This is a genomic window from Haloarcula mannanilytica (assembly GCF_005406125.1).
Lineage (GTDB): Archaea > Halobacteriota > Halobacteria > Halobacteriales > Haloarculaceae > Haloarcula > Haloarcula mannanilytica.
In genome coordinates this window covers 14,111-37,514 of the sequence record NZ_BIXZ01000007.1, presented here as the reverse complement: position 1 = coordinate 37,514, position 23,404 = coordinate 14,111, and the positions used below count along the sequence as shown (strand labels likewise).

The 23,404-nt window shown below is 57.1% G+C and carries 23 protein-coding genes and 1 pseudogene; 6 read left to right on the top strand and 18 right to left on the bottom strand.

The window, feature by feature from the left end:
- Positions 1 to 2: 2 nt before the first annotated feature.
- Positions 3 to 596: a cyclodeaminase/cyclohydrolase family protein gene (locus Harman_RS16115; protein WP_137684809.1), complete on the bottom strand. Its 594-nt coding sequence runs from the start codon at positions 594 to 596 to the stop codon at positions 3 to 5.
- 154 nt (positions 597 to 750) lie between these two features.
- On the opposite strand from Harman_RS16115, the gene Harman_RS16110 reads away from it, so the two are divergent.
- The gene (locus Harman_RS16110) at positions 751 to 1,128 is read left to right on the top strand and encodes a hypothetical protein (RefSeq protein WP_137684808.1); all 378 of its coding nucleotides are present in this window, start codon (positions 751 to 753) and stop codon (positions 1,126 to 1,128) included.
- 58 nt (positions 1,129 to 1,186) lie between these two features.
- Here Harman_RS16110 and Harman_RS16105 read toward each other — a convergent pair whose 3' ends face one another.
- The 12 genes and pseudogenes from Harman_RS16105 to Harman_RS16050 form a co-directional block, all read right to left on the bottom strand.
- Entirely contained in the window at positions 1,187 to 2,149 is a 963-nt protein-coding gene (locus Harman_RS16105; protein ID WP_137684807.1) for an electron transfer flavoprotein subunit alpha/FixB family protein, read from the bottom strand.
- A 2-nt stretch (positions 2,150 to 2,151) separates the two neighbouring features.
- Positions 2,152 to 2,922, bottom strand: a complete 771-nt coding sequence (locus tag Harman_RS16100) for an electron transfer flavoprotein subunit beta/FixA family protein (protein WP_137684806.1) — start codon at positions 2,920 to 2,922, stop codon at positions 2,152 to 2,154.
- A 43-nt stretch (positions 2,923 to 2,965) separates the two neighbouring features.
- Positions 2,966 to 5,500, bottom strand: a complete 2,535-nt coding sequence (locus Harman_RS16095) for a GcvT family protein (protein WP_137684805.1) — start codon at positions 5,498 to 5,500, stop codon at positions 2,966 to 2,968.
- Positions 5,501 to 5,908: 408 nt separating this feature from the next.
- On the bottom strand, positions 5,909 to 6,541 hold the full coding sequence (gene folE / locus Harman_RS16090) for a GTP cyclohydrolase I (RefSeq protein WP_137684804.1): 633 nt from the start codon (positions 6,539 to 6,541) through the stop codon (positions 5,909 to 5,911).
- Between the two features lie 1,653 nt (positions 6,542 to 8,194).
- The gene (locus Harman_RS16085) at positions 8,195 to 8,557 is read right to left on the bottom strand and encodes a transcriptional regulator (protein WP_394347829.1); all 363 of its coding nucleotides are present in this window, start codon (positions 8,555 to 8,557) and stop codon (positions 8,195 to 8,197) included.
- Positions 8,558 to 8,795: 238 nt separating this feature from the next.
- Positions 8,796 to 9,038, bottom strand: a pseudogene (locus Harman_RS16080) (sensor histidine kinase); the annotation flags it as partial.
- A 253-nt stretch (positions 9,039 to 9,291) separates the two neighbouring features.
- Positions 9,292 to 9,675 carry a hypothetical protein gene (locus tag Harman_RS16075; protein WP_137684802.1) on the bottom strand — a complete coding sequence of 128 codons (384 nt, stop codon included), beginning with the start codon at positions 9,673 to 9,675 and terminating at the stop codon, positions 9,292 to 9,294.
- Between the two features lie 249 nt (positions 9,676 to 9,924).
- On the bottom strand, positions 9,925 to 11,115 hold the full coding sequence (locus tag Harman_RS16070; RefSeq protein ID WP_137684910.1) for an outer membrane protein assembly factor BamB family protein: 1,191 nt from the start codon (positions 11,113 to 11,115) through the stop codon (positions 9,925 to 9,927).
- 196 nt (positions 11,116 to 11,311) lie between these two features.
- Positions 11,312 to 11,884 (bottom strand): hypothetical protein, encoded by a 573-nt coding sequence (locus Harman_RS16065; RefSeq protein WP_137684801.1) that lies wholly within the window; start codon positions 11,882 to 11,884, stop codon positions 11,312 to 11,314.
- A complete protein-coding gene (locus tag Harman_RS16060; protein WP_137684800.1) occupies positions 11,881 to 12,642 on the bottom strand; it encodes an ABC transporter ATP-binding protein in 762 nt (253 codons plus the stop codon). Before Harman_RS16060 ends, Harman_RS16065 begins: the two co-directional genes overlap by 4 nt.
- The gene (locus tag Harman_RS16055) at positions 12,639 to 13,529 is read right to left on the bottom strand and encodes an ABC transporter permease subunit (RefSeq protein WP_137684799.1); all 891 of its coding nucleotides are present in this window, start codon (positions 13,527 to 13,529) and stop codon (positions 12,639 to 12,641) included. Before Harman_RS16055 ends, Harman_RS16060 begins: the two co-directional genes overlap by 4 nt.
- 241 nt (positions 13,530 to 13,770) lie before the next feature.
- Positions 13,771 to 13,968, bottom strand: coding sequence for a CopZ family metallochaperone (locus tag Harman_RS16050; protein WP_137684798.1), 198 nt, complete (start codon positions 13,966 to 13,968; stop codon positions 13,771 to 13,773).
- Positions 13,969 to 14,940: 972 nt separating this feature from the next.
- Here Harman_RS16050 and Harman_RS16045 point away from each other — a divergent pair.
- From Harman_RS16045 to Harman_RS16035, 3 genes are all read left to right on the top strand, one after another.
- Positions 14,941 to 16,197: an orc1/cdc6 family replication initiation protein gene (locus tag Harman_RS16045; RefSeq protein WP_137684909.1), complete on the top strand. Its 1,257-nt coding sequence runs from the start codon at positions 14,941 to 14,943 to the stop codon at positions 16,195 to 16,197.
- Between the two features lie 513 nt (positions 16,198 to 16,710).
- Entirely contained in the window at positions 16,711 to 17,130 is a 420-nt protein-coding gene (locus Harman_RS16040; protein WP_137684797.1) for a hypothetical protein, read from the top strand.
- Positions 17,131 to 17,331: 201 nt separating this feature from the next.
- Positions 17,332 to 17,544 (top strand): hypothetical protein, encoded by a 213-nt coding sequence (locus Harman_RS16035; RefSeq protein WP_235007238.1) that lies wholly within the window; start codon positions 17,332 to 17,334, stop codon positions 17,542 to 17,544.
- Positions 17,545 to 17,577: 33 nt separating this feature from the next.
- Here Harman_RS16035 and Harman_RS16030 read toward each other — a convergent pair whose 3' ends face one another.
- The 3 genes from Harman_RS16030 to Harman_RS16020 form a co-directional block, all read right to left on the bottom strand.
- Positions 17,578 to 17,895 (bottom strand): RPA12/RPB9/RPC11 RNA polymerase family protein, encoded by a 318-nt coding sequence (locus Harman_RS16030; protein WP_137684796.1) that lies wholly within the window; start codon positions 17,893 to 17,895, stop codon positions 17,578 to 17,580.
- A gap of 718 nt (positions 17,896 to 18,613) precedes the next feature.
- The gene (locus Harman_RS16025; protein ID WP_137684795.1) at positions 18,614 to 19,294 is read right to left on the bottom strand and encodes a class I SAM-dependent methyltransferase; all 681 of its coding nucleotides are present in this window, start codon (positions 19,292 to 19,294) and stop codon (positions 18,614 to 18,616) included.
- Positions 19,295 to 19,537: 243 nt separating this feature from the next.
- Entirely contained in the window at positions 19,538 to 20,344 is an 807-nt protein-coding gene (locus Harman_RS16020; protein ID WP_137684794.1) for a hypothetical protein, read from the bottom strand.
- Positions 20,345 to 20,446: 102 nt separating this feature from the next.
- On the opposite strand from Harman_RS16020, the gene Harman_RS16015 reads away from it, so the two are divergent.
- Entirely contained in the window at positions 20,447 to 20,851 is a 405-nt protein-coding gene (locus tag Harman_RS16015) for a CopG family ribbon-helix-helix protein (RefSeq protein ID WP_137684793.1), read from the top strand.
- A gap of 99 nt (positions 20,852 to 20,950) precedes the next feature.
- A complete protein-coding gene (locus Harman_RS16010) occupies positions 20,951 to 22,201 on the top strand; it encodes an MFS transporter (protein WP_137684792.1) in 1,251 nt (416 codons plus the stop codon).
- Positions 22,202 to 22,396: 195 nt separating this feature from the next.
- Here the strand turns inward: Harman_RS16010 and Harman_RS22265 are convergent, their stop codons facing one another.
- Both Harman_RS22265 and Harman_RS16005 read right to left on the bottom strand, forming a co-directional pair.
- Entirely contained in the window at positions 22,397 to 22,735 is a 339-nt protein-coding gene (locus Harman_RS22265) for a DUF7521 family protein (RefSeq protein WP_449271441.1), read from the bottom strand.
- A complete protein-coding gene (locus Harman_RS16005) occupies positions 22,735 to 23,082 on the bottom strand; it encodes a transcriptional regulator (protein WP_137684791.1) in 348 nt (115 codons plus the stop codon). Before Harman_RS16005 ends, Harman_RS22265 begins: the two co-directional genes overlap by 1 nt.
- Positions 23,083 to 23,404: the final 322 nt, after the last annotated feature.

The following is a 23,404-nucleotide window of genomic DNA, read 5'->3' as shown; positions in this document are numbered from 1 at the left end:
GATCAGCGGTCCGCGTTTGTGATCGCTTCGTCGAGCGCCGCTTCGCCGGCCGCTTCTGCCTCGTCTGCCCGCCGGGACAGGTCTGCCACAACCGATTCGTCGTCTATCATGTCGAGATTGGCCCGAACAGTCGAGACCGACGCCTGCAGAGCCGCCAGTGCAAGCAGTGCCCCAACAGCCGCGTCGGGGACGGCGACGGGCGTTCCCTTCGCAGTGACCGTTCGAGCGTGCTCAAGGACTGCAAGACAGACCTCAGCCGCCTCCAGTGGGACCGCTGTCGAGCGTTTCGCGGCCGCCTGAATCTGGGTGTCATCACCGGTCTCGAACGCGGCCCCGACCGCATCGACCGCTGCCGCGTCCTCGTCAGCGAGGTCGAGCAGTCGTTCCCGGTGGTCGGTCAGTGCGTCACTGACCTCCCGTAGCTCACCTGCCTCGCTTTCAGACAGATCCGTGCCCAGAGTGTGAATACAGACCATCTCACAGAGCGCCGCACCCATTGCCCCGCCGACGGCCGCGACCGCACCGCCGCTGGGAGTTACCTGTCCCGAGGCAACGTCGTCGAGGAATTCGCCGAGCGGCTGGTTCGCGAACGTCATCTTTTGGGCACAATACCGGCCGCCGCTAGTGATTGACTGTCCATACTGTGGCGCTCTCGGCGCACTCGCCTAATGGTTTCCCTGGAGGTGTTCGGTATCGAATCTGACTGCCCGTCACAAAGTCTATCATCGAACTGTGTCAAGATAACTAACGATGTCCTCGTACGAAATCGTCCAGCCAGCGACGGTACCGACGGAGCAGTTCAACACCTGCGAGACCGAGGTCCGGAAGCTCACGGACCGACTCGGGTGTACCGAGATGCGGGTGAACCAGGTCGTCGTCGAACCGGACGAAGTGACGACACCGCACACGCACGACGGGCAGGAGGAGCTGTTCGTGGCGATGACCGGCGGGCAAATAGCTATCGAGGGGGATGTCCACGAAGTCCCCGAAGGCGGAGTCGTCCGCGTCCACCCGGATACAGTCCGAAACCTCTGTAATCACACTGCTGAGACACACGTCTGGCTCGCCTTCGGTGCGCCGCCCGTCGGAACTGTCCAGAACTTCGGGGAGTACGTCGTCGAAGAATGAGCTAAGGCGGCCAGCCCGTCAGTCCGGTCCGCACACGGAACGGGCGACCGTCTCAGCGCTAGTCGTCCAGCGCGTCGTTTAGCTCCGGAACGACCTCGTGCAAGTCGCCGACGACGGCGTAGTCGGCCTTCTGCATGATGGCCGCCTCCGGGTCGGTGTTGATTGCGAGGATGTTGTCCGCACCCTTACAGCCCACCATGTGCTGCACGGCACCGCTGATACCACAGGCGACGTAGAGGTCCGGGCTAATTTTCGTGCCTGTCTGTCCAATCTGGTCATCGTGTGGTCGCCAGCCCTCGTTGACGGCGGCCCGCGATGCGCCGACAGTTCCACCGAGGCTCCCCGCCAGTGTCTCCAGTTTGTCGTAGTCCTCCCCGCCACCGACGCCGCGGCCGCCACCGACGACGACGCGGGCCTCACCGAGCGAGACACCGGTTTCGTCGGACTCTTCGACGCGGTCGACACTGACCCGAAACGCGCTTTCGTCGAGCGCCGGCTCGAACGGCTGGACAGAAGTCTCGGCTGCTTCGGAAGCCGTTTCCGGCGAGAACTCGTGTGCCGCCGCGGTCAGCAGTTTCGTGTCGGCGTCCAGGCGTGCGTGTTCGACGAGGCTGCCGCCCCACCGCTGGCGCGACAGTTCGTACACATCGCTTGGCTCGACATCGAGGCAGTTTGCCGCCATCGGCAGGTCGCGTTTGGCTCCGACGTGGGCCAGCACCTCCTGTCCGCGGTCGGTCCCCGGAGCGACGACTGCCTCTGGGTCGAGGTCGTCGACCAACTGGGCGATGCTCTCCGCCCAGGCCTCGGGCGCGTACGTGTCTAGTCGCTCGTCGGCGACCCGGTGGACCGTCTCGACGCCGTAGGCACCGAGAGACTCCCCGAGCGCCGCCGCTTCAGCGCCGAACGCGACGGCTTCGAGCGACGCATCGGTCGCCGTCGCCAGTTCTCGGGCCAGCGTGAGCGCCTCTAGCGAGGCCTCGTCGGGGCTCCCGCCAGCGTGTTCGACGAAACTCAGTATCACGATTAGACCACCTCCAGGTCGTCTCGGAGCAGGTCGATGACCGCAGGCACGGCGTCCGTCCCCTCGCCGAGCACCTCGGCTGCGCCGTCCGTGCTCTCCGGGGCTTCCAACTTGACTTTCTCGATAGCGCCGTCGAACTCGCCGGCGACCGGATCCTGCCGCTCGATTGACTGCTTGCGCGCCTGCATCTTGGCACGCATCGAGGCGTAGCGGGGTTCGTTCATTCCTTCCTTCACGCCGACGGCCGCCGGGAGATCGAGTTCGTACACCTCGGTCCCGCCGGTCACGTCGCGCTCGGCAACGGCTTTCCCATCCGCAATCGTCAGATCCGTCACCCCCGCGACGAACGGGATATCCAACTGTTCTGCGACGCGAATCCCGACCTGGTGGTTCGCTACGTCGGCCGACTCGTTGCCGAACAGGCAGAGATCGAAGTCAGGATCGTCGGCGTCACCACTCAGGGCGTCCGCGAGGGCGGCCGCCGTTTCGCGGGGCCGCCATTCCGCCCCGTCGGTTTCCAGTAGCGTCGCCTCGTCGGCTGTCATTGCGAGCCCTGTCCGGAGCTGTTCATCCGCGTCTGCCGGGCCGAGCGACAGCACTGTGGCCGTGCCGTCGTGGTCGTCGGCCACCTGGATCGCCTCCTCGATTGCGCACTCCTCGTGGGGCGATATCGTGAACCCCAGATGGCTCGTGTCTATGTGCTGTTCGTCGTCGGTCAGCGTGAGTTTCGCGCCGGTGTCCGGCACGCGCTTGATGCAAGCTACGGTGTCCATGTCGTGTCTCTCTTGATTGGGTGTGGTGGATTCACTGGCTGTACTAGCTCCTGATGCGGTCGTTCTCCGGGTCGAACAGCGGGCGGCTCCCGACGACTTCGACCGTCACCGGATACTGCTGGCCCATGTACTCGACCTGGAGGCGCTTCCCCTCCTCGGCGTGGGACTGCGGCAGGTACGCCATGAGGAGGTGTTTCCCGACGCTCGGGCCGGTGCCGGCGCTGGTCACGTAGGACCGACGGCCTTCGTCGTCGACCAGGACATCCCCGTTCTCGTCGAGAACCGGTTCGTTACCGAGCATGAAGCGGCGCTCGCCGCCCTCGGGCGCGTGGTCGTCGACGGACAGCGTACACAGCGTGGCGGTGTTCTCCTCGTCAATCGCCTCGGCGTAGGCCTCCTTGCCGATGAAATCAGCATCTTTGACGCCGTGGAACGTCAGCCCGGCCTCTGCGGGGTTGTACTCCAGTTCCAGCTCATGGCCGAACAGCCGGTACCCCTTTTCGAGCCGTCCGGTCGTTCCGTAGACGCCCATGCCGGCCGGTCGGACGTTGTGATCCTGTCCGGCTTCCCACAGCACGTCCCAGAGGCGGCGACCCTGGCCCATCGGGGCGTAGATCTCCCAGCCCTGTTCGCCGATGTAGGAGAGTCGCATCGCCCAGGCGTCAACCTCGCCGACCGTGATTTTCTGTGCCGTGTACGGCTCGAACGCGTCATGGGACATGTCTTCCTCGGTGACGCTGTCGACCACATCGCGGGCGTTCGGTCCCCAGACGCCCAGCGTACACAGCGATTCAGACCGGTCGATCATCGTCACGTCGGCGTCGTCCGGGATGTGGTCGCCGAACCAGGCTCGGTCGGACCCGCCTGCCGCGCCGCCGGTGACGACCCGGTAATGTTCGGGACCGAGGCGAGCGATGGTCAAGTCCGAGACGAAGCCACCGTTCTCGGCGAGTATCGGGGTGTAAACGGTCTTTCCGACCTCGACATCGACTCGGCCCACGGCCATCCGTTCGAGGTAGTCAACGACATCCGACCCGCGGAAGTCGAATATGCTGAAGCCCATGTCGCCGATCATCGACACGTGTTCGCGGGTGTGGAGATGTTCGGCGAGGATAATCGGCGACCACCACCGCGAGTCCCACTCGTTCGGTCGCTGGAACTCGGCGAGTTCGTCCTCGTACCGGTCCAGCAGGTCGCTGTTTGACTCGTACCACTGTGGCCGTTCCCAGCCGGCTGCCTCGAAGAACTCCGCGTCGAGGTCCGCCTGCTTCTCGTAGAACGGGCTCGTCCGGAGTTCCCTCGCAGACTGGTACTGCTCGGCCGGGTGGACGATGTCGTATATCTTCTGAAAGCCTTCGCTGGCCCGATCTTTGACGAACGAGCGGGAGTTCCCGTACTCGTAGAACCGGTTCACGTCGGCCCCGTGGAGGTCGATATCTGACCAGCCACGCGTCATCCACTGGGCGACTGCCTCGCCGATGGCCGGGGCCTCCTTAATCCAGACCGCGGCACAGGACCACAGCCCGTCGACATCTTGCAGTGGTCCCAGAAGCGGCGCCCCGTCGGGCGTCTGGGAGAGCAAGCCGTCGATTTCGTGGCGGATACCGGCTTCGGGGTCGTCGAGGAGTTCCGGCACGATCTCCAGCGCGTCGGCCATCGACTGCTCGAAGGCGTCCTCGGTCAGCGGTGGCTGTGTCGGCGACAGCGGCGCTTCGTCGATGGACGGGATGTCCTCGACATCCCAGAGTATCGGCCGGTGCTGATACGAGCCCACTTCGAGGTCGTTTCCGTGCTGGCGCTCGTACATCTGCGTGTCCATGTCACGAACGACCGGGAACGAGATCTCACCCTCGTAGTCCTCGAAGAAGGAGATCGGGCCGACGCTGACCATCTGGTGGACTGCCGGCGTGAGTGGGATGTCGACGCCGGCCATCTCGGCGATTTTCGGACTCCAGAGCCCGGCCGCGATGACCACCTCATCGGCCGTGACAGTCCCGCGGTCAGTCTCGACCGCCTGTATCGATCCGTTCTCGACGTGGAGGTCGAGCACTTCGGTGTTGGGCGAGACGTGCAGTCCGCCGTCGGTGTACTCGTCTGCCCGCGCTCGCATCACTTCGCCGGCTCGGAGCGGATCACAGGTGCCTGCTCCGGTACTGTAGAACCCGGCTTTGATGAGGTCGGTGTTGACGTACGGGACGAGATCCTCGACTTCCTCGGGGGTCAACAGCTCCGCCGGTTCACCCCACGCCTTGGCCGACTGGACACGCCGTTTCAATTCCTCGACGCGCTCGTCGGTTCGAGCGACCTCGATACCGCCGCTGTTGGTGAACGTGTCCATGTCTTTGTACTGCTCGATGCTCCGCTGGGTGAGATTGGTCATCTCCTTCGAGTGCTCGACCGGCATCAGGAAGTTCGAGGCGTGACCCGTCGAACCTCCAGGGTCGGGTAGCGGTCCCTTGTCTACGATTGCGATGTCATCTCGTCCCATTCGGGCGAGGTGATACGCGAGACTGTTCCCGACGATACCGCCACCGATGATTGCTGTACTGACCTGTGACGGGAGCGAGTCCGAACTCATTGCAGTCTCACCCGTGTGCTGGCGTCTCGAACCGTGCGCTCTACTCTCGTGCTAATAGCTCTCAACATCGTATCGTACGTCTTGAAGGTGGCGTGATTCCAGAATGAAGCAGACTCCACAGTTCTGAGGTGATTTAAGTATTCCCGGTCCGCTTGACACCCATCGGTGGCCGCTACCTGGAAGAATTCGCAACGCCGAAACCCCAGACGAACGCTAGCCAGGCCTACGGCCACAAGTTCGTGTTCTGTAGCTGATACTACCAGAATCGCACACTCAAACTATTGAATATCTAATAATTTGAGTTTTGAACTGCCGACGAAGGCAAACAGTTGGCTGACGATAGAAACGATGTAACGAACAGATCACTCGGACCGGCAACTCCGCCAACCGAGATTCAGTGGCTGGTACTCAGCGGTCACTGGGTCCGCCGGCGTGCCGTCGGATTGACTCTCTGAACTGTGTGCGGTCGGCCTCGCCGATCGTTCCGACGCGTTCCCTGGTGGTCGTTTCAGTCTCCGTTTCGATGCCTCGCATTACCTCGCACATGTGCGTCGCCGTCACTTCGACGGCCACTCCGTGTGCGTCGAGTTCCTCAGCCAGACCGACTGCGATGTCCCGTGTGAGCGTCTCCTGTGTCGTCAACTGGCGCGACTGCCACCGGACGTACCGGATAAGCTTCGACAGGCCAACCATTTCTTCGCCCGGCCTGTACGCCACGTGGGCGACTCCCTGAAACGGAAGCATGTGATGCTCGCACATGCTTTGAAGCGGGATCCCCGTCTTGACGATCAGTCCGTCAGTCTCCGACTCGAAGGTCCGCATTACCGGCTTGGACTCGGACCGTGACCCTTCGGTCAACGTTTCAAGCATTTCCGGGACGCGTCGGCTCCACGTATCCGACAGGCCCGTCGAATCGGGATCGCGGCCAGCGGCTTCAAGCAGAAGGCGCGCGCCGCGTCGTGCCTTTTCTTCGTCAAAGCTGTTTGTCGGTTGGGTCGCAGTGTCCTGTGTGGGCGCAGGCTCTTGTTCCCGTGAATCCATTGCATGCGTATATGAGGAGTAGAGGCAAAAAGGCACTGTACACCGTTGTTCCTGTGTTTAGATAACAATCGTACTTTTGTTATTATAATCCTCAAGCTGACACATACTGTTAATTAAGAAGTTTGGAACTCCCTGGCAGATTTCAAACCATCAATCAACTATAATTCACAGAGGTTTACGAACGACGCTCCCCAACTAGGGGCCAGATAGCGTTGAATCTGTCGTATCACCGAAGGCGAGATAACTACTGCGAAATCAGGGGGCACCCACGGTATACATCTGTAGTGTGTACCTGTGTAAGTCTCGTCTCTGACGAGCCGCTGGATCACTCGTGAGGGAACGAACTGAGTCCTCCTTTGGTGATACAACGATTACCCAGGTGGGATTCATTCTGGATCCCCCGTCTGAGGGGGATGATTTTTCAGGCCCACAGACAGACCGGTACCCACGTCATCTCTTACTGTTCCCGGGCCTGACTGAGAACACGTATAAAACCACGTTGCAGTCCTCCTGTGTTTTTAACTTCCGTCTCCCAGTCCGTACAGGTGGGTCCCGTGACCACCTGCACATCGTAGTCCACGTAAAGCCCACGGGTCCTCTGGTATTCGTGGCTGCCTCATCGCAGCCACTTTCGGCTGTCAGTACTCCCGAAGGGGTGTTTGGATCTGTTGCTCCAGATGGGATTGCGCTACTACTGAAACGTAGACGAATGTCACAGTAGTCCGAGAGGTATCCCTGAGTGAGTCTGGCGATTTTTGCAGATCACAGGTAGTGATGAACTACGAGAGAGGAACTGGTACGTCGGATTCACCGCAGATATATTAGGACTTAAAAAAAGAGTGGACTCGCTCGAACTCTCCGTTTTTCGCTAGTTCCAAGAAACGGTACAACCGGCCGACGATGGACGGCCATGCTATGGAGCTCGTTCCATCGAACGTTACGATAGTTAACACCGTTTTATAGATCGACTTTCTTTTTTGATCGAATATGGTTTTATATTTTCTTATCTATACCCAAGTACCGACAGAAATCTGCATAGATACTATTGTAGCAGGTAATTTTGCCAATAATAACTATAAATAGGGGTGTAATCTCCGGTTTTATCCTGTAACTATATTTTTTGATAGTCACGAGAATGAGCGATAGAGGAGAGAGATACAAATCTACCACTGTTCTAGTACGGGCGAATCCGAGATGAAAAGAACCACAACCTGTATCTCAGAGACATGTGTGACACATGAATACAAATCACAACTGTTTTTGATACCAACTACATACCACTCGGTTGGGTTCTGGTCCCCGCTCCGTTCCCCTTGAATCCTATCCGATTCATCGATTGGCCTGGGACTGGAACCCGTCGTCGTGGATGACGACTTTCAATGGTGCGTTGCACGCCACTCCCCCCGGCTGCCCACCATTTCTCCCATCTTTGCTGCCCTAAACTACTCACTCAAGACCAACCAGTCGATACTGCGCTTGTTCGGCAGTGTCAGTCAGTGCCGCGGTCGGCTCTCTTAGGAGGGTTGGGTCGCTTGGCACACATGCGAACGGTAGGCTTCGGGACACTCCTGCAGGTGAAGACATATCAGCCCCTGTAATCCTCACTATAGTAGCCTTCGAAATATCAGATAGCCACTAGCATCACGGCGACCCTTATTCGTCTTCGTTTATGCGCTGTCGATAGGATTCGAGCAAATCATCGAGGAGCAGGCACCGTGGATCCGTGACCGGGTACGCGGTGTCGATGTACTCCTCTGCGGTCTCGATTTCGCCTCGAATGGCGAACTGGCGGACTCGGGCAGCGTTCTCATAGAAATTCTCGTTAATCTCGGTCGATAGTTCGGTGCCGGTGTCAGGGGACTGATGCTGAAAAACCTCGCTTTCGAGGTCCGTGAAATCAACCATCTCCGGCTCGTAACCGTCAATTTCAGAAAGGACGTACTCTACGGCGAACCGCTGAAATTCGGACTTGCTGGAGAAGACACCATCGTCTACCATCTCCTCAACGCAGTCCATCACCGTTTCGGGAAACCGGACCGTTGATTTGACCACGTAATTATCACCACACCGTGGATCCATATAAAATATACTCCCGAGAACCCGACTGTAGTGTTCCGGGTTTGATAGAGCCAGCAGGATCAAGTGACCGCTACACACACAGCTGAAGGGGGGACTCTCACAGGGACGATATCCTGTTGCTGTGGTACTCCTCAGTGTCCTTCTGATACTGTTTTAGCCTCATTTACCCACGATTTCAGTCGATAGTAGTGTCATCCTCGCTGGGTCGAGAGCTGTCGCGGTCGACATCGCGGAATTCGAAGCGCGCACCCCCGGTAGCGCTCTCCGTGAGCACGAGAGGCCATTCGTGTGCGGACGCGATATCGCGTACGATGTTCAACCCGAGCCCGGTGCCTTCGTCGTGCGTCGTGTATCTCATATCGAACACCTGCTCGCGCTCCGGATCGGGAATACCTGGCCCGTCGTCTGCGACATAAACACGCCGCTGATGTGGATGACGAAGAAAAGAAGGCCAATGCGGCGATTACCGTGCCCGCAACACGAGATGAGAGTTTGAGCATTTCCCGGCCGTAATAGCGGCGAACATATGGACTCTCTCCTGGATACGGACACCTCTGAGACACCGTCAGCGACCGAGTAGCAATTTTTCGGTCCCGTCGTTGACAACGTCTCTTCGCGTTCACTCTCTACCTCTGGAGTCGCTACCGATGGCGTCGAGAGTGGGAACGTCTTCAGCCGGTGTCGGACGCATTGTCGTCGACCCACAGGTCATAGCCGACAACAAGTGCCATGAGACTCGGCGGCGTGCTCAACAGCAACCCGCCACCGGATGGGAGTTCGATCCCTGCAAGCGAGAGCCCGAAGTACACGCCGATAAACACCGGGACACCAGTGAGCGCAGCGCCGAGTCGAAGCTCCCCGGACCGGAGGTAGCCAGCACCCCATCCGATAAGGCCGGAGAATATGAGTCCGAACGAAAGGGCCAAAACGAGTAACGCGGTGAGTTCCGTCCCGATGTCGTTTGGACCGGCTGTGGTGAACAGTAACGTTCCAAGCACACAGATGCCAGTCCCGACGAGGCTGGCGAACCCGAACACGCGCTGTAAGTGTGACATCGACGCGCTGTCGCGTCTAAATAACGCGCTCAAGCCGATGAGAAACAGCACGTTCGCACACATGACGAGCACAGGTATGAGCGTCCGTTGTACCCAAATTGCGCTAAACAGCGGTGGGTCAAAGACATACGAATCTCCCGGCCGCGGTGTGGGCCAGAAGTCCAGCGGAACCGTGGCAATGAGCAAGCACACTGCACTCAGAGCAAGGACGAAACCGGCAGCCCGATGGAAGCGCTGTCCCATCGCAGGTCACTCCCCTCCGAGCGCCACGACAGTGCCCTCTGGTGACACGCTCACAATGCCGCCGTCGAGTACCGCCAGTGAGACGGCCTGATATTCGGACGGGTACTGCCAAACTGCGTCGCCGAAACGCGTAGTGAACGCGGTGAGCCCAATGTCGTGTTGGAACGTGAATACGGCGTCCTCGGACGCGGCAGTCACGGCACCACCGATATCGATCTCCGAACACCAACGGGGCTCCGGCGCTCCCGCATCGACCCGGTTGAACGCGAACGTCGCGCTGGATGCTTCACCGGGTCGTTCGATTACGTACACGCTTTCGGGCGTCACGACAGGTAGCTCCATGGAACCCCTCCGGTCGATACGCCACTGCTCGGTCCCATCAGCGAGTGATCGTCCGAGTATATCGGTGTACGAGCTTGCCACGTAGACTGTCCCGTCAGATACAACGGGAAATCCGGCGGGCCGATCCGACTGTCGCCACTGGATCTCGCCGGTTTCGGCGTCCACTGCTATTAGCTCCTCACCGACGATGACAACGGTGCCTTCGGCCACGGCCAGCCTCGTCCCATCGACGTAGACCGTCCACTGTCGGTGTCCGTCGGTGGTGTCAAATCTGGCTACGCCATCGGTCGTGGGAGCGAACAGCGCGTCATCAATCACCGCCGGAACACCTGCCCCGACTACCTCGGTATTGCGCCACGCAACTGCTCCGTCGTCAGCCTCCAGGGCAACGACGCCGCCAGTCGTTGCGAGGAAGACCCGGCCGTTTGCCATCACCGGGGGCGCAGGGCGGTCTCCGATGCCGGCCGGTGTCTGAACGGTCACTGGTGTGAGCTCGCGTCGCCACTGTTCTGTCCCGTCACGGAGCGACAACGCAACGACGCTTGCTGAAGTTGTCAACACGACAGTGTCGTCGGCGACAACTACCGGACTCGCACCGATGTTTTCAACGCCCGAGGTCGTTGTAGATATATCCCTGTGCCACTGGACCGACGGTGTTGTCGTTTCCATCCGGACCGGGGCATATCCTGTGTTCGCTGCGTCGAATCGCGGCGCGGGCCATGAACCATCGGGGACCGTCTCGAAGCCTGCGTTGTCGGTACCCGATTCGACCGTGTAGGACGGATCTGGCGTGCCGTCGTCAGGGCACGACGACGAGCAGCCAGCGATACTGGCGACTGCTCCGGTGGCGACCATTCCGAGGAATGATCGCCGCAACGTGGAGGGCATCAAACGCTCGTTTTACTAGCTTCATACAAAATGTTAGCGTAACGTCTCGTCGGACGAGAGGTGCAAACGAACTCCGCTTCCGAGTTCCGGAGAGTTGAGGAGGAAGCCCCGTGCTTTAGTGCGGGGAGGATGTCAATCACGACCAATCGAGACGGACCGCGACTCACCACAACTGTTTGGTCGTGATTGTCACCGCTATCTCCGGAGTAAACGACTGCCATTCGTCGGAGTCGCCGCTGGTATATTCGAATATCGGCAGTTCGTGCTCGCCCCGAACGTATGCAGTCCCTGCCCCACGAATGCCGTCACCATGCAGCTCGTAGGTTTCACTGAACCTTTGTCCGGAGGCAAGTGTCTGGACGAGCGGTGTCGATTCAGTGCTGTAGTTCCGGCGGCTCTCGATGTCGACGTACTGGCTGGTTTCGTACTGCTCCGTATACAGCAGCGTCCCGCCCGGACCCTCGGCATCGGGCGAGCGGACGAGCTTCAGGAGGCCGAACGGCCACACACCCCTATTCCGCACGCGGAGCGGTTGATCCGCACGGTTGCGGAGTTCAAACTCGAGCCGCGCCGGGTGTTCGATGACGGCATCTGGCTCCGTGACGGTCACGTCGAACTCGAACGGCGCTGCTGCCGTCACCGCAACATTCGTGATCGTGTACTCCGTGTCACCCAGGCAGCCCGCAAGGCTCGCCATCGAGGCCCCCGCGGTGGTGAGCAAGGCGCGTCGTCTCATCGCTCCCCCTCCACGGCCCGGTCGTCTGCAGTGACCGCCTCGTCGGTGATCGAGACGAAGATTTCCTCCACCGAGGCGTCCGCATCCACGTCGGCGCTAGTCCGGAGGTCATCGACGGTTCCCTCCGCGACGATCTGCCCGCGGTGGAGGATTCCGACCCGGTCACAGACCAGTTCGACCTGGCCGAGGACGTGACTTGAGAAGAAGACGGCCGCCCCGCGCTCGTTTTCCTCGTGGACGATTTCGCGGACGGTCCTGACCCCGTGAGGGTCGAGGCCGGTGAACGGTTCATCGAGAATGAGCAGGTCGGGGTCACCGACGAGTGCCATCGCGAGCGCCAGCCGCTGCTCCATTCCTTGCGAATACGTCGCAATATCCTGGTCGATTACATCGCCGAGCCCGACACGATCCAGCAGCTGTTCGGGGGAATCACTCGCTCGCTTCGTGTTGCTGACGAGTGCGAGATGCTGTCGTGCGGTGTGCCCGTCGTAGAGACTGTACCGGTCAGGGAGGATCCCCAATCGGTCGTGTATCTCGACGACATCGGCTTGGGGATCAGCGCCCAGAACGCGGACAGTTCCCGCCGTCGGGCGGACGTAATCCATGAGGAGTCCGATCGTCGTCGACTTTCCCGCGCCATTGGGGCCAAGGAAGCCGTAGATTTCGTCGTCGGTGACGGTGAGGTCGAGGTCGTCAACTGCGACCGTCGATCCGTATTGTTTCGTGAGCCCGTCGGTTTCGATAACGGCCTCAGTCATACCAAATCCCTCCTAGAGAAGACGACCCGAGCGAGTCCGAACGGCACAACCAGCCACGCGAGGAGGATGAGGAGACCGACCGATTCGTGGAGGTAGATCGGAACCGTGCCGGGCTGGAACGTCGCTTCGACGACCAGCGCATTCGTCGATATCGTTGGCTTGAGTTCCGAGAGAACCGAACTGTACGTGCTTGCGGAGTTTCCGACGCCGAGTACCCAGTTCGAGACGACGTTGTATGCCCCACTGGGCGAGAGCCGGTGGAGAACAAACAGCGGCCCCGACGCCGGGGGGTCGAATGGGTTGACGGGCCGACCCGTCACCTGCGAGTAGATCACCGTACTGATCCGTGACCAGAACACGAGAAACGGCAGAAACACCACACCGAAAACAGCGCCAGCGGCCGTGACGGTTCGCTTGGCGACCGCAGAGATGGACACGGCAACCGAAACGAGTACGCCGATGTAGGCGAGGGTCACGAGAACGACCCCAAGAAACAGGAGTGGGTCAAACAGCCCGTGGTTCACCAGACCGATGCCAGCCAAAACGAGAAACGAGACGGAGACGGGACCAGCAATACCGGCCGTCCGGCCGACGATCTTTCCGAGGAGAATCTCCGTTCGCGTTAGCGGGAGTCCGACGATGAACTTGACACTTCCCGAGGTCCGTTCGCCGACAACCGACTGGTAGCTCAGCAGTAACACGCCAAGCGGGAGCAGTCCTGTTCCGGCCAATTGCACGTATCCAGCCGTGATGTTCGCTCCCAGGCCATCCCAGCCGACGTAACTCGGCCGATAGCTCCACAGAACAAGGAGAGTGGCCAAGAGCCAGACACCCTTTGATTTCGCCACTGTTCGTGCTTCCTTGCGAGCAAGCGGGGACCAACGCATCGGATGGTGCAACTCAGGCCATTTGATTATATTTTACCAAACCAGACAGAACGGCGGTAGACAGAGCCAACGATCTAATTAATCAATCTCAGGGAGTCTGGTTTGGCGACGAAAACTACAATAGGAATGTCGTGGCGGTCGGGCAAGTTGTTACGGGAATATCAGCAGTAGACACACCGATGCTGTCGAAGTGAACGTTCCCTGAAAGTGTCGAAGGGAACATTCACTGAAAGAACAGTACTCAGACGTGAGCAGTATACCCGGCGTTTTCGACGGCGTCTACGAGAGCGGCGGTATCGGCGTCACCGTCGACGCTTGCACGCTCCGTCTCTCGGTCGACAGTCACGTCAGTAACACCGGATACGTCCTGAAGCGCCTCTTCTACTGTCTGTTCGCAGTGACCACACGACATGCCCTCCACGGTGATAGTCGTCGGCATACAGAACGGCATAGGGTCTCCATTCTTATGGGAATTCTCCCTTTGAAAAAGTGGTCATAGTACACCTGAGGTTTGGATTCCAAAGAGAATCGGTCTAAACACATTCTGAGGAAAGCCAAGCGAAGACTGACACACCACTGTTTCCGGAGCTTTGCAGTTCTAGCAGTCCGAGTCGGAAGGAGTTCGCGCGTTCAGGGTACCAGTGAATAGAGCGCCCTGACGGAGCTCTGAAACACACCACCACTTCCGAAGTAATCACTGCGAAATTGGTCTATACTTCGTAGAAGGCCCGGATAGAGTTACAGTGGAAATAGTGGTCCAACGACGACAGAGACACACCACTGTTTCCGAAGCTATCGGGGTCAATACGCAGGCGTTACACACCAAGCAGCTGTTGACACTATGTAGATCCTGAGTCAGTACGAAAACGCCCATCCCCGGATTTGAGGGTGTATCTGTTGAGAATTGACAAAGATCGGTGGTAGATCTTGGTATAGAACCCTCCACCGTTTCCGAAGCTTTTCACAGTTCAAGGAGAGACCAACCCTCACACCACTGTTTCCGAAGCTATGGGAGCAACGTGTGGGGGGAGGGCTGTAGATACCAGCTAGAATTACTTGGTTTGGGGCTAATCCGAACTCATTCGAACTCGATTTGAGAAATTCTGATCGGTTGAACGATCTACCTCTAGTAGTTCTTAGTGATTTTACATTTGCTATAGTTTTATTTACTGCTTTATGGATGCTGTTAGCTATATATTGTAATAAAACTTGCCTAATTCATAATCAGAGTGACGGTGTGGCCCCAGACAGATCTCCGAAAGCTTCGGAAATAGTGGTGTCTGTGTGTTTTATAAGTAATAGAGCATCGGAAACGCCGGTGTGCGTCACACTTATAAAAACACAAGCTTCGGACGCTTCGGAAGCTTAGGAACCGGTGGTTTTATGATATCATGCTGTGAGTAACTCCCGCATGGGGATGTTTGAGCGGGATCAGCAGGTGTTTGCGGATGCGACTCCCCTCGACGATTCGTACGAGCCAGAGGACATTCGGGAACGAGATGATGAACTGGAAAAATATCAGCGTGCTCTCCAACCGATCATCGACAACCGGCCCACGTCCAATATTTTCCTGTACGGGAAGACCGGCACCGGAAAGACCGTCGCGACGAAGTTCATGCTCTCCCATCTTGAGTCGGACGCGGCTACATACGACGATGTCGAACTCTCGACTATCTGGGTCAGCTGTGAGAACCTCTCCTCGTCGTATCAGGTCGCCGTTGCGCTCGTGAACGAACTCCGTCTTGGCCAGGGCAAAGATCGGATCAGTACGACGGGGTATTCACAGCAACGGGTGTTCGATCTGCTCTACGACGAACTGGACTCTCTCGGTGGTACTGTCGTGATCGTACTGGACGAAATCGACAACATCGGGCAATCAGACGATATCCTCTATGGACTGCCCCGTGCCCGGTCGAACGATTATGTCGAGGATGTTCGTCCCGTTATCGTCGGCATCAGTAACGACTTCCAGTTCCGGGAGAACCTCTCGCCGAAAGTCAAGGATACGCTGGCAGAGAAAGAAATTCTGTTTCCACCGTACGACGCCAATCAGTTGCGGTCGATTCTCCACCCGCGGGCGGAAAAGGCGTTTCACGACGACGTACTCGAAGACGACGTTGTCCCGCTCTGTGCAGCTTTCGCCGCACAGGACACCGGCTCGGCGCGACAAGCCATTCGTCTCCTCCGCGAAGCCGGTGAAATCGCTCAAGCCGAAGAAGCCGAGGCCGTGACTGGCGACTTTGTTCGGGACGCCCAGGACGAACTCGAAAAGAACCAACTCTACCAGGGGATGCAGGAACTTACGACGCAGGGACACGCCGTCCTGTGTGCGCTTGCGTATCATCAGGCACTCGATGAGGTTCCAGTCCGTTCCCGTGACCTCTACGACCGGTATATCAAAATCTGTGACCGATTAGACGCCGATAGCGTCAGCGAACGGCGTGTCCGTGATCACCTGTCGGACATGAACATGCTCGGACTCATCAGCGTGTACGAGCGCAACGAGGGACTGTCCGCCGGCCGCTATCATGAGTACGAACTCGACGTTCCGCTCAAAGCTGTCCTCGATGTCTTACTGTCGACCTCGCGGTTCGAAGATGTCGCGAACATCATTCAGTCGACCGCCGAAGACAACAATTTGCTGCAGTCTAACCTTTCGAATTACTGAGTCTGACCCGGCTTCAAAAGCTCCGGAAACAGCGGTGTGTAGCTCCGGAAACGGTGGTGTGTGTTGGTGTCCACTTTTCGGACTGGCATGGTCCGTTCGTGACCGAGTTTGATAGAGCTTCACGAGTATCTTGAGGCGCAAAACCGTGTTCTCAGCGATTCGTACCTGTCGAACAGCATCACGGCGGCCCATATGATTCAGTCCATACACTCAGCGAGACAGTGACGTTCGATAAGCGACGGGGTGTAGGCTCCGGACCTCTAGAACCACACGAGCAGCCGTTCGATTCGTTCCCAGTGAGGTGGTTCTGTCCCACTGAGACCGCTTTCCGGACGCAGTTCAAGAACCGTGAATCGCTTCGGGATCGCTTGGGTGAGAACAGACATCCTTCGGGCATGTGACCTCCCAGCAAGAACATCCGGTATCCGATTCGGTGTTGGGTATCCGCTACTGACTACTCTAGACACATCACTTACCCGTGTGGGTGATCAACTGGGAGGTACCCGACTTATCATGGTTTCCGGAGAGTCACTACACCATCCGCCGGACGAACACGAGGAGTACCCGCCGATTCGCTGTGATGCGTGTCGGGCTGCGCTGCAGTCCCCTGACGGGATGCCGTCGTTCCTGCTGCTCGATCAGCTGACGGTTCCACTTGTCGGCTGTACTGACCACCTGACGCAGTTCAAAACCGTCTGTGGGTATACGACCACAGCCACCGCTGAACTGCTAAACCACAGACCGGCTGGCGGTGTGGGCTGTCCGAGCTGTCACCTGGCAGTACACAACCCACAGCAGCCGGTAGTGCAGGTTCAGGACGGGGCTGTCGCCCTACTCGCGTGTCCGAGACACCAATCCGAGATCATCAACCGGTTTCACACGGGACTGGACACACAACACCAGCTGGAAGCGCAGTTCGAGACGTTCTCCTGAGAGGGCTTCCGCTTTCGGACTAGACCATTCGATGTCTATTTGAAACCGAGTGAGTGCCTGCTATCCAGCTGACTCTTTTGCAGTCACTGTTTTTCTACCGATTGAAATGACTGTCCCGATGACCCGATAACCGAACCCGAAAGCGACACTAGTAACGACATAGGTGCCGGTCAGATTCCGTATGTCATCCGTCGCCAGACCGTGAAGGAAGACCGTGACAACGAGCACGTTGCATTCCTGCGGGACGAATACGCTGAACTGGAAGGCCAGACCAGGGTTGACGTGGCCGACGAACTCGATATGCGCTCGAAGGACGTGTCGGTGACGGACTTGCACAAGGCGTTTGTCGAGCTCGCGGCGGGGAACCCGCTCCCGTGGCATCGATACTGGAAAACTGGAACTACGAGCACCTGAAATAACCTGCATCCACCGCTTGGGAATGTGCCGTCAGGACTCGCGCCACTTGTGGCCACACTCGACGCAGGTGAACAGCCGGACCTCGTAGGAGCCGCCAGGCTTCGGCAGCATCTCGTAGTAGGCCCGGTCGCTATCACAGTTGTCCGCCGGACAGGACTCCTGTATCGTCTCGGTGGATCCCTGGGTCGCGTCGGCCACGGCGGGAGCCCCATCGTCCTGCTGTCCATCCTCCGTTGCCATCGCCGCTTCTGCTTGTGAGTCCCGCGGCTCCTCGTTCTCACAGGAGCGACACACCCACGTGTCGCCCTCCGTGTGCATCAGCGACCCACACTCATCACAGAATTGCATATATCAGAGGAGCACACGGTCTCGGATATATGTGTTAACTTCCGCTCGTCGTGGATTGCAGTCAACTGCGAATGCTGACTGTACTGGGTTCTAGAATCGGAAACAGGCACCTAGAGTGTCTTAAAACAGTTCACAAAGGGGTTTAATCCAGAACTTTCGGGGAGAACTATTGTTCAGTACGTCTGCGAACTGAGCGAGTCATATAGTTGAGATGGCCACGTACGCGAAGGGAGCCACGCACATATAGAGCAGCGCAATAACGCGAAACCAAGTCGCCATTTTTCGTCTATCCTTTGGAAGGACATCTGCAAATGTGAGCAGAAGAACCCATGGTGCTCCAACAATTGCGGTTGGAACGGATGTCCAACCTACCCATATCGTCCACGCGATCGCAAGTGCAAGCATAATCCACGAGAGATTGGTTCTTCGGGGCTCTCGGGAAAGTGTAGAGAGGACAGAATTGGAGATTGTATTGTCCTCGACCATAATTCTACATCTATCTTTATCGGCATAATATCTTGGCTGTTATTTGGATTCTCTGGCTAACCGATCCATCACTACTCTACACTGACCAACGCGAGGATGCGAAAACTGGGTATATAAGCCGTTATATGACACTCTCAACAGGCAAGGTTTGGTCTTGCACGACATCATCACACTTTCAGACAGAATCACGACGCGGTGCTATTCTAATTGGATAGGCAGAACGTGGTTTGGCTCATCCCGGGATGTCGCCCCCGATTATGTACTGTTGATAGTCGGGTTCTTCGCCCCAGAATACCGTATCCATTAACGGTTCGGACTCGACATTTTCAACTCCGTGCTTACTCAGTAGTTCTGATAGTTCCTCGGGAGGACGGCCGTCATACAGTGGCAAGTCCTCGTGGATGTCCTCGTATCCGTCGAACGCACCTGTGAAATCCCAATGACCTTCGATGAGAATGAGACGACCACCGGGGCGGACAACTCGGCACCATTCCTCTATTGCCTGGGCTGGAGATGGTAGCGTCCAAATGAGGTGACGAGAGGTCACCATATCGTACGTGTTGTCGGGCTGTTCTAACGCTTCGGCATCTCCAACACGGAAATTGGGGGCAGCGTCCTTCTCACTGCCCTTCTCACGGGCTTTCTCTAGCATTTCAACTGAGTAATCGACGCCTGTGACATCATGACCGAGTTCTGATAACAGGAACGAAATTACGCCAGTACCACAGCCGACATCAAGGGTCCGTTGTGGTGGGTCAGCTGTCCAAGAATCTAATACCGACAGCCATGCTTCATGCTGGTCCTCCCCATGAAGTGCATGGTGACTATCGTCGTCATACGTCTCAGCCCGCTCGTTCCAGTACGTCCGGACCTCCTCTTTGATATCATCAGCAGATAGTTCGGATCCTGTCATTCCCTGTCATCTTCTAAACTGATCTGATGTTATGTAATATTCTCGATTTGAGCATGTGAGTGTTCTTCATGATCCCCACTATTTGTCACGCACCGTCTCTCTTAAACTTAAATATGGGTAGCGCTTTTGAAGCACTTTCAGACCGGTTCTATTTGCGTTCTTTTCGGTGAGATATTTCACTCGTACCGGTATCGATCGAACCCCCTACAGAACGGTGCGACGCTGGGAACGGCACATTTCCGTTCAGAAGACGCCAACGATGAATCCGATCCCCATGATGGCGAGGACGGTCGCCGAAAACAGCGAAAGGTATGGTGTGTATCGCTCAACTGTTGCCTCGTACTCCTGATAGCCAGCGATAAGCAGCATCGTAAGCCCGACAATCCCCAGAATGACCGTCAGCGCATATGCGGTCATTAGTTCCAGACAATAGACCGAGCCTGCACAGAGCCCGATAATCTCGAATTCTTCTTCGTGGGCAAACCCGAGAACGAATGCGAACCAGGCGATTCCGAACAGGCTACGATTGGAGTCGGTTGCTGATTCTGTGTTATGTGCATGCGAATGTCCCTCAATTCCTGTGAGCCGCGCTTTCAGCCGTTCATATAGCCCACTTGCGGAGTGTTCCAGCGTAGATGACGTGGCGGCGTGGCCGTGGGCGGAGTGGTCCGTCGTCGGCTCATCGTGGTCGTGATCATGCTGATGGGAGTGTCCGTGTGTGTACTCTCGAATGCCGAGCCCTATGAGTAACACACCGGCAATGATACTCACCGGGCCGCCAATGGCGACACCGTCGATCAAGATCGGTTGGTTCACCTTGGTTAAATGAAAGTACGATTTCGCGTAGAAGAACACACCGACCATCGCCAGACTGCTGATGAGATGTCCGATACCAATGAGTGAACTGGCGGCGAGCCCGTGGAGCCACTTATTAGATCGATCAAGCGCATAACTCGCAGCGACCGGCCACCCATGCCCGGGTTCAATACCGTGGACGATGCCCAACCCAATTGCACCGACCAATAGCGGAAACGCTTCACCGTGTAGCATATATCGAGTCCTCTATCCCCGCTTATATAGGGATTGTTAGGACTGAAATGGGGTTGCCGTAATAATCGAGGAATCAAGTCAGAGGGAGATCAACTGGAGACTATGCGAACAAGCTTGAACGTCTCAGATGACATCCTCGAAGCATTCGACGAAACGTGGCAAGCCGAAGGACTGGATTCTCGCTCGCGAGCGATCCGTGAAGCAATGCAGGAATATATCGAGGGGCATTCACAGCTTGAAGAGGTTTCAGGTGATGTCGTGTCCGTAGTAGCCTTCGATTACAAGCATCATGAGGTGATTCAGGATCTTCACTCCGCCCAGCACCACTTCCAAGACATAATCGAGACGATGAGTCACACCCACCAGGGAGACTGGTGTTTAGAGACGGTCTTCTGTCACGGTGATGCGGCACGAGTCCGCGAACTCGTGTATCGCCTTCGGGACTTCGATGGGGTTGGTCGCGTGAAAACAATGTTACTCAGGGAAACCACTCCACCTGATCAATAGTATCGCCTACCACAGGACAGCGTGTCATAGAACCGCTCTGTGAGCCACTCTAGCTATGACTCAGCACCTATTTAAGAGAGCATTAGTTACCGGGATATAATGCCTTTCCGTGTGACTGATCGATTCCAATTCTATCCCCTCTATCTGACTCGGTTCGTTGCGAGTCTTGGGTTCATAACACTGCTCACACTGCTCCCGAATTATATTGAACAACTTGGCGCGACGGGTGTTGTTGTCGGACTCTTCGTCACAGCGCTTGGCATCGGTCGGACGGTAGCACTCGTCCCACTTGGATGGGCCGCAGATCGGTACGATAAGCGTCTCTTGCTGTTGCTCTCGATGCTACTCAGTGCCGTCTCCTACGCACTGTTCGTCTTTGTCGACTCGTCGGCGGGATTCATCCTTGCACGGATACTACAGGGGCTGGGTATCGTCGGGACCGGCATTATCAGCCTCGCTCTTGTCGGAGAACTCGCCGCCGAAGACGAACGCGCAAATCAGATCGGGAAGTACAACTCATGGCGGATGGCAGCGGGGATTATTGGAACAATTGGAGCGGGTGTTCTCTACGATGCGTTCGGATTCGATCCGATCTTCGCAGTCCTGGTTGTTCTCTTTTTCATCGCGCTTCTCGGTGTCTGGTTTCTCGTCGAGGCAGACGATTCGACCATCGAAGGATTTGCCTTCTTTGAACTGGCACTCAACGAGCGGATTCTGACGGTGACGAGTTTTCGTGCCCAGTATGCCGTCTCTGTGACGCTAGTTCGAAATTGGGTTCCGATATTTGTCGGTGTCTCCGTGGCTCGTGGTGGGCTTGCGCTTAGTGCCACTGCTGTGGGTGCTGTCGTTGCCGCTGAAAAATTCACCAATATGCTCGGCCAGCCATTCATGGGCCGGTTTTCGGACAGCTATGGCCGAGGGCTTTTTATTGCGGTCGGGGGCGGCCTGTACGGTCTCATCGCAGTCGCGATCCCACTGGCGTCATCGGCAGGTGGGGGGCTCGGAATCTCAGTGACGCTGCCACTACTCGGGACCGTCCCTGGCGTGTTTTTCGTCGTGTTGCTACTGAATGGCCTCCTTGGGTTTGCAGACAGTGTCCGTGAACCTGCTAGTATGGCCCTCTTTGCTGACGAAGGGAAAGGCAACGGGATTACGAGCAGCATTGGAATCCGTGGACTCGTGTGGCGGCCGGGCGCGCTGCTTGCGCCCCTTCTGGGTGGGTACCTGATGGACTCTGTGGGAATGGAGTGGGTGTTCTTCGTAGCCGGCGGAACTGCTTTGACCGGGGTACTGACATTCCTTGGAATTATTTCTAGACGGTTTGGAACGGACGCACTGGCACGCTGGTAGTGTCCCTGTGTCCACAACAGCGGTCGGCCAATCCTTCGCGGTGAACACCAGTCTGTGGACCAACGTGCAGGTGTTGATTACTGGCGAATATTCTGGACGGCACTCATCAGGACGGTCGATAGAAAGCGGACTATATCCATGAATTTATTTCACCGAGACATAATTGAATTATCTGTCAGCTCTCCGTCTCACGACTCACGAATGACTCCGTAACGAAAGCGAGTAAATAATACATCCGATACCGATAATTTTGATGCTATTGCTCACGAATGGCGAATAAAAAGTATATACGATCAGGTCAAGACTGAACTGTAATCCAACAATCGAAAGTATAAGCGATGCAATTGGAGAAACAACAGTAATGAGTGCGAGCCCGGCCGCGAGAAACAGCATCTGTCGTCTGTTACTTCTACGATATCCTTGATAGGCTTGATAGACAATAAATACCCCCATCCCAACAGCGAGTAACGTCACTGCTAGGAGAACAAAATGGTAGGGGGGAATCGCCGAAGGGTTAACTTGGGCCGATTGCATTAGATCTCTCCCCACAGTTCGGTGAACCGGTCCGCCATCTTTTCTGTCGGTTGTTCTTCGATTTCGATCTTGAGTTCATCGTTTTCTAACTCTATTGTGAGACGTTTGAGCCGTGCCTTGTAGACACTGTAGTGGTGGCCGCCGTCTTCGATCTGGGTTTGTTCTTCGAGGAGTCCACACTCGATGAGGCGTTCAGTGCGTCGATAAATCGTCGGGAGCGACGCATCACATTCCTCACTGAGTTCCTTCGCCGATTTTGCCGTCGTGTTTGTTGCCGTGAGGATAGCGCGAGCGTACTCATCATCGAGGAGGGCGTAAATCTCGCTCGACTGGATATCCTCACTCACGTGTAGGTGTTCACGCAGGCATGCTTGGTATGATTGCTGATTTTCTGGCTCTGAAAATGTACTCACACTATTTGCTCACTCAGAATACGAGCCATCTCAGCATCTCTCCACGAGAGTATTCTGCGTGTGTGTTTGACTGCCAAACAAACGCTCTACCCGGCTCTAGAGCAGTTTTTCTGGCGTAGAAAATCTGCATCTCTGTTTAATTCCTCACTCTCCTTCCATTCTCTCGTGATACGAGAACCGTTCCAGCACACACTTTCCAGACAACGACTACGATTACGCTGTCTCTGCGGGCTGCGAGCCCGCTCACGGCTATCAC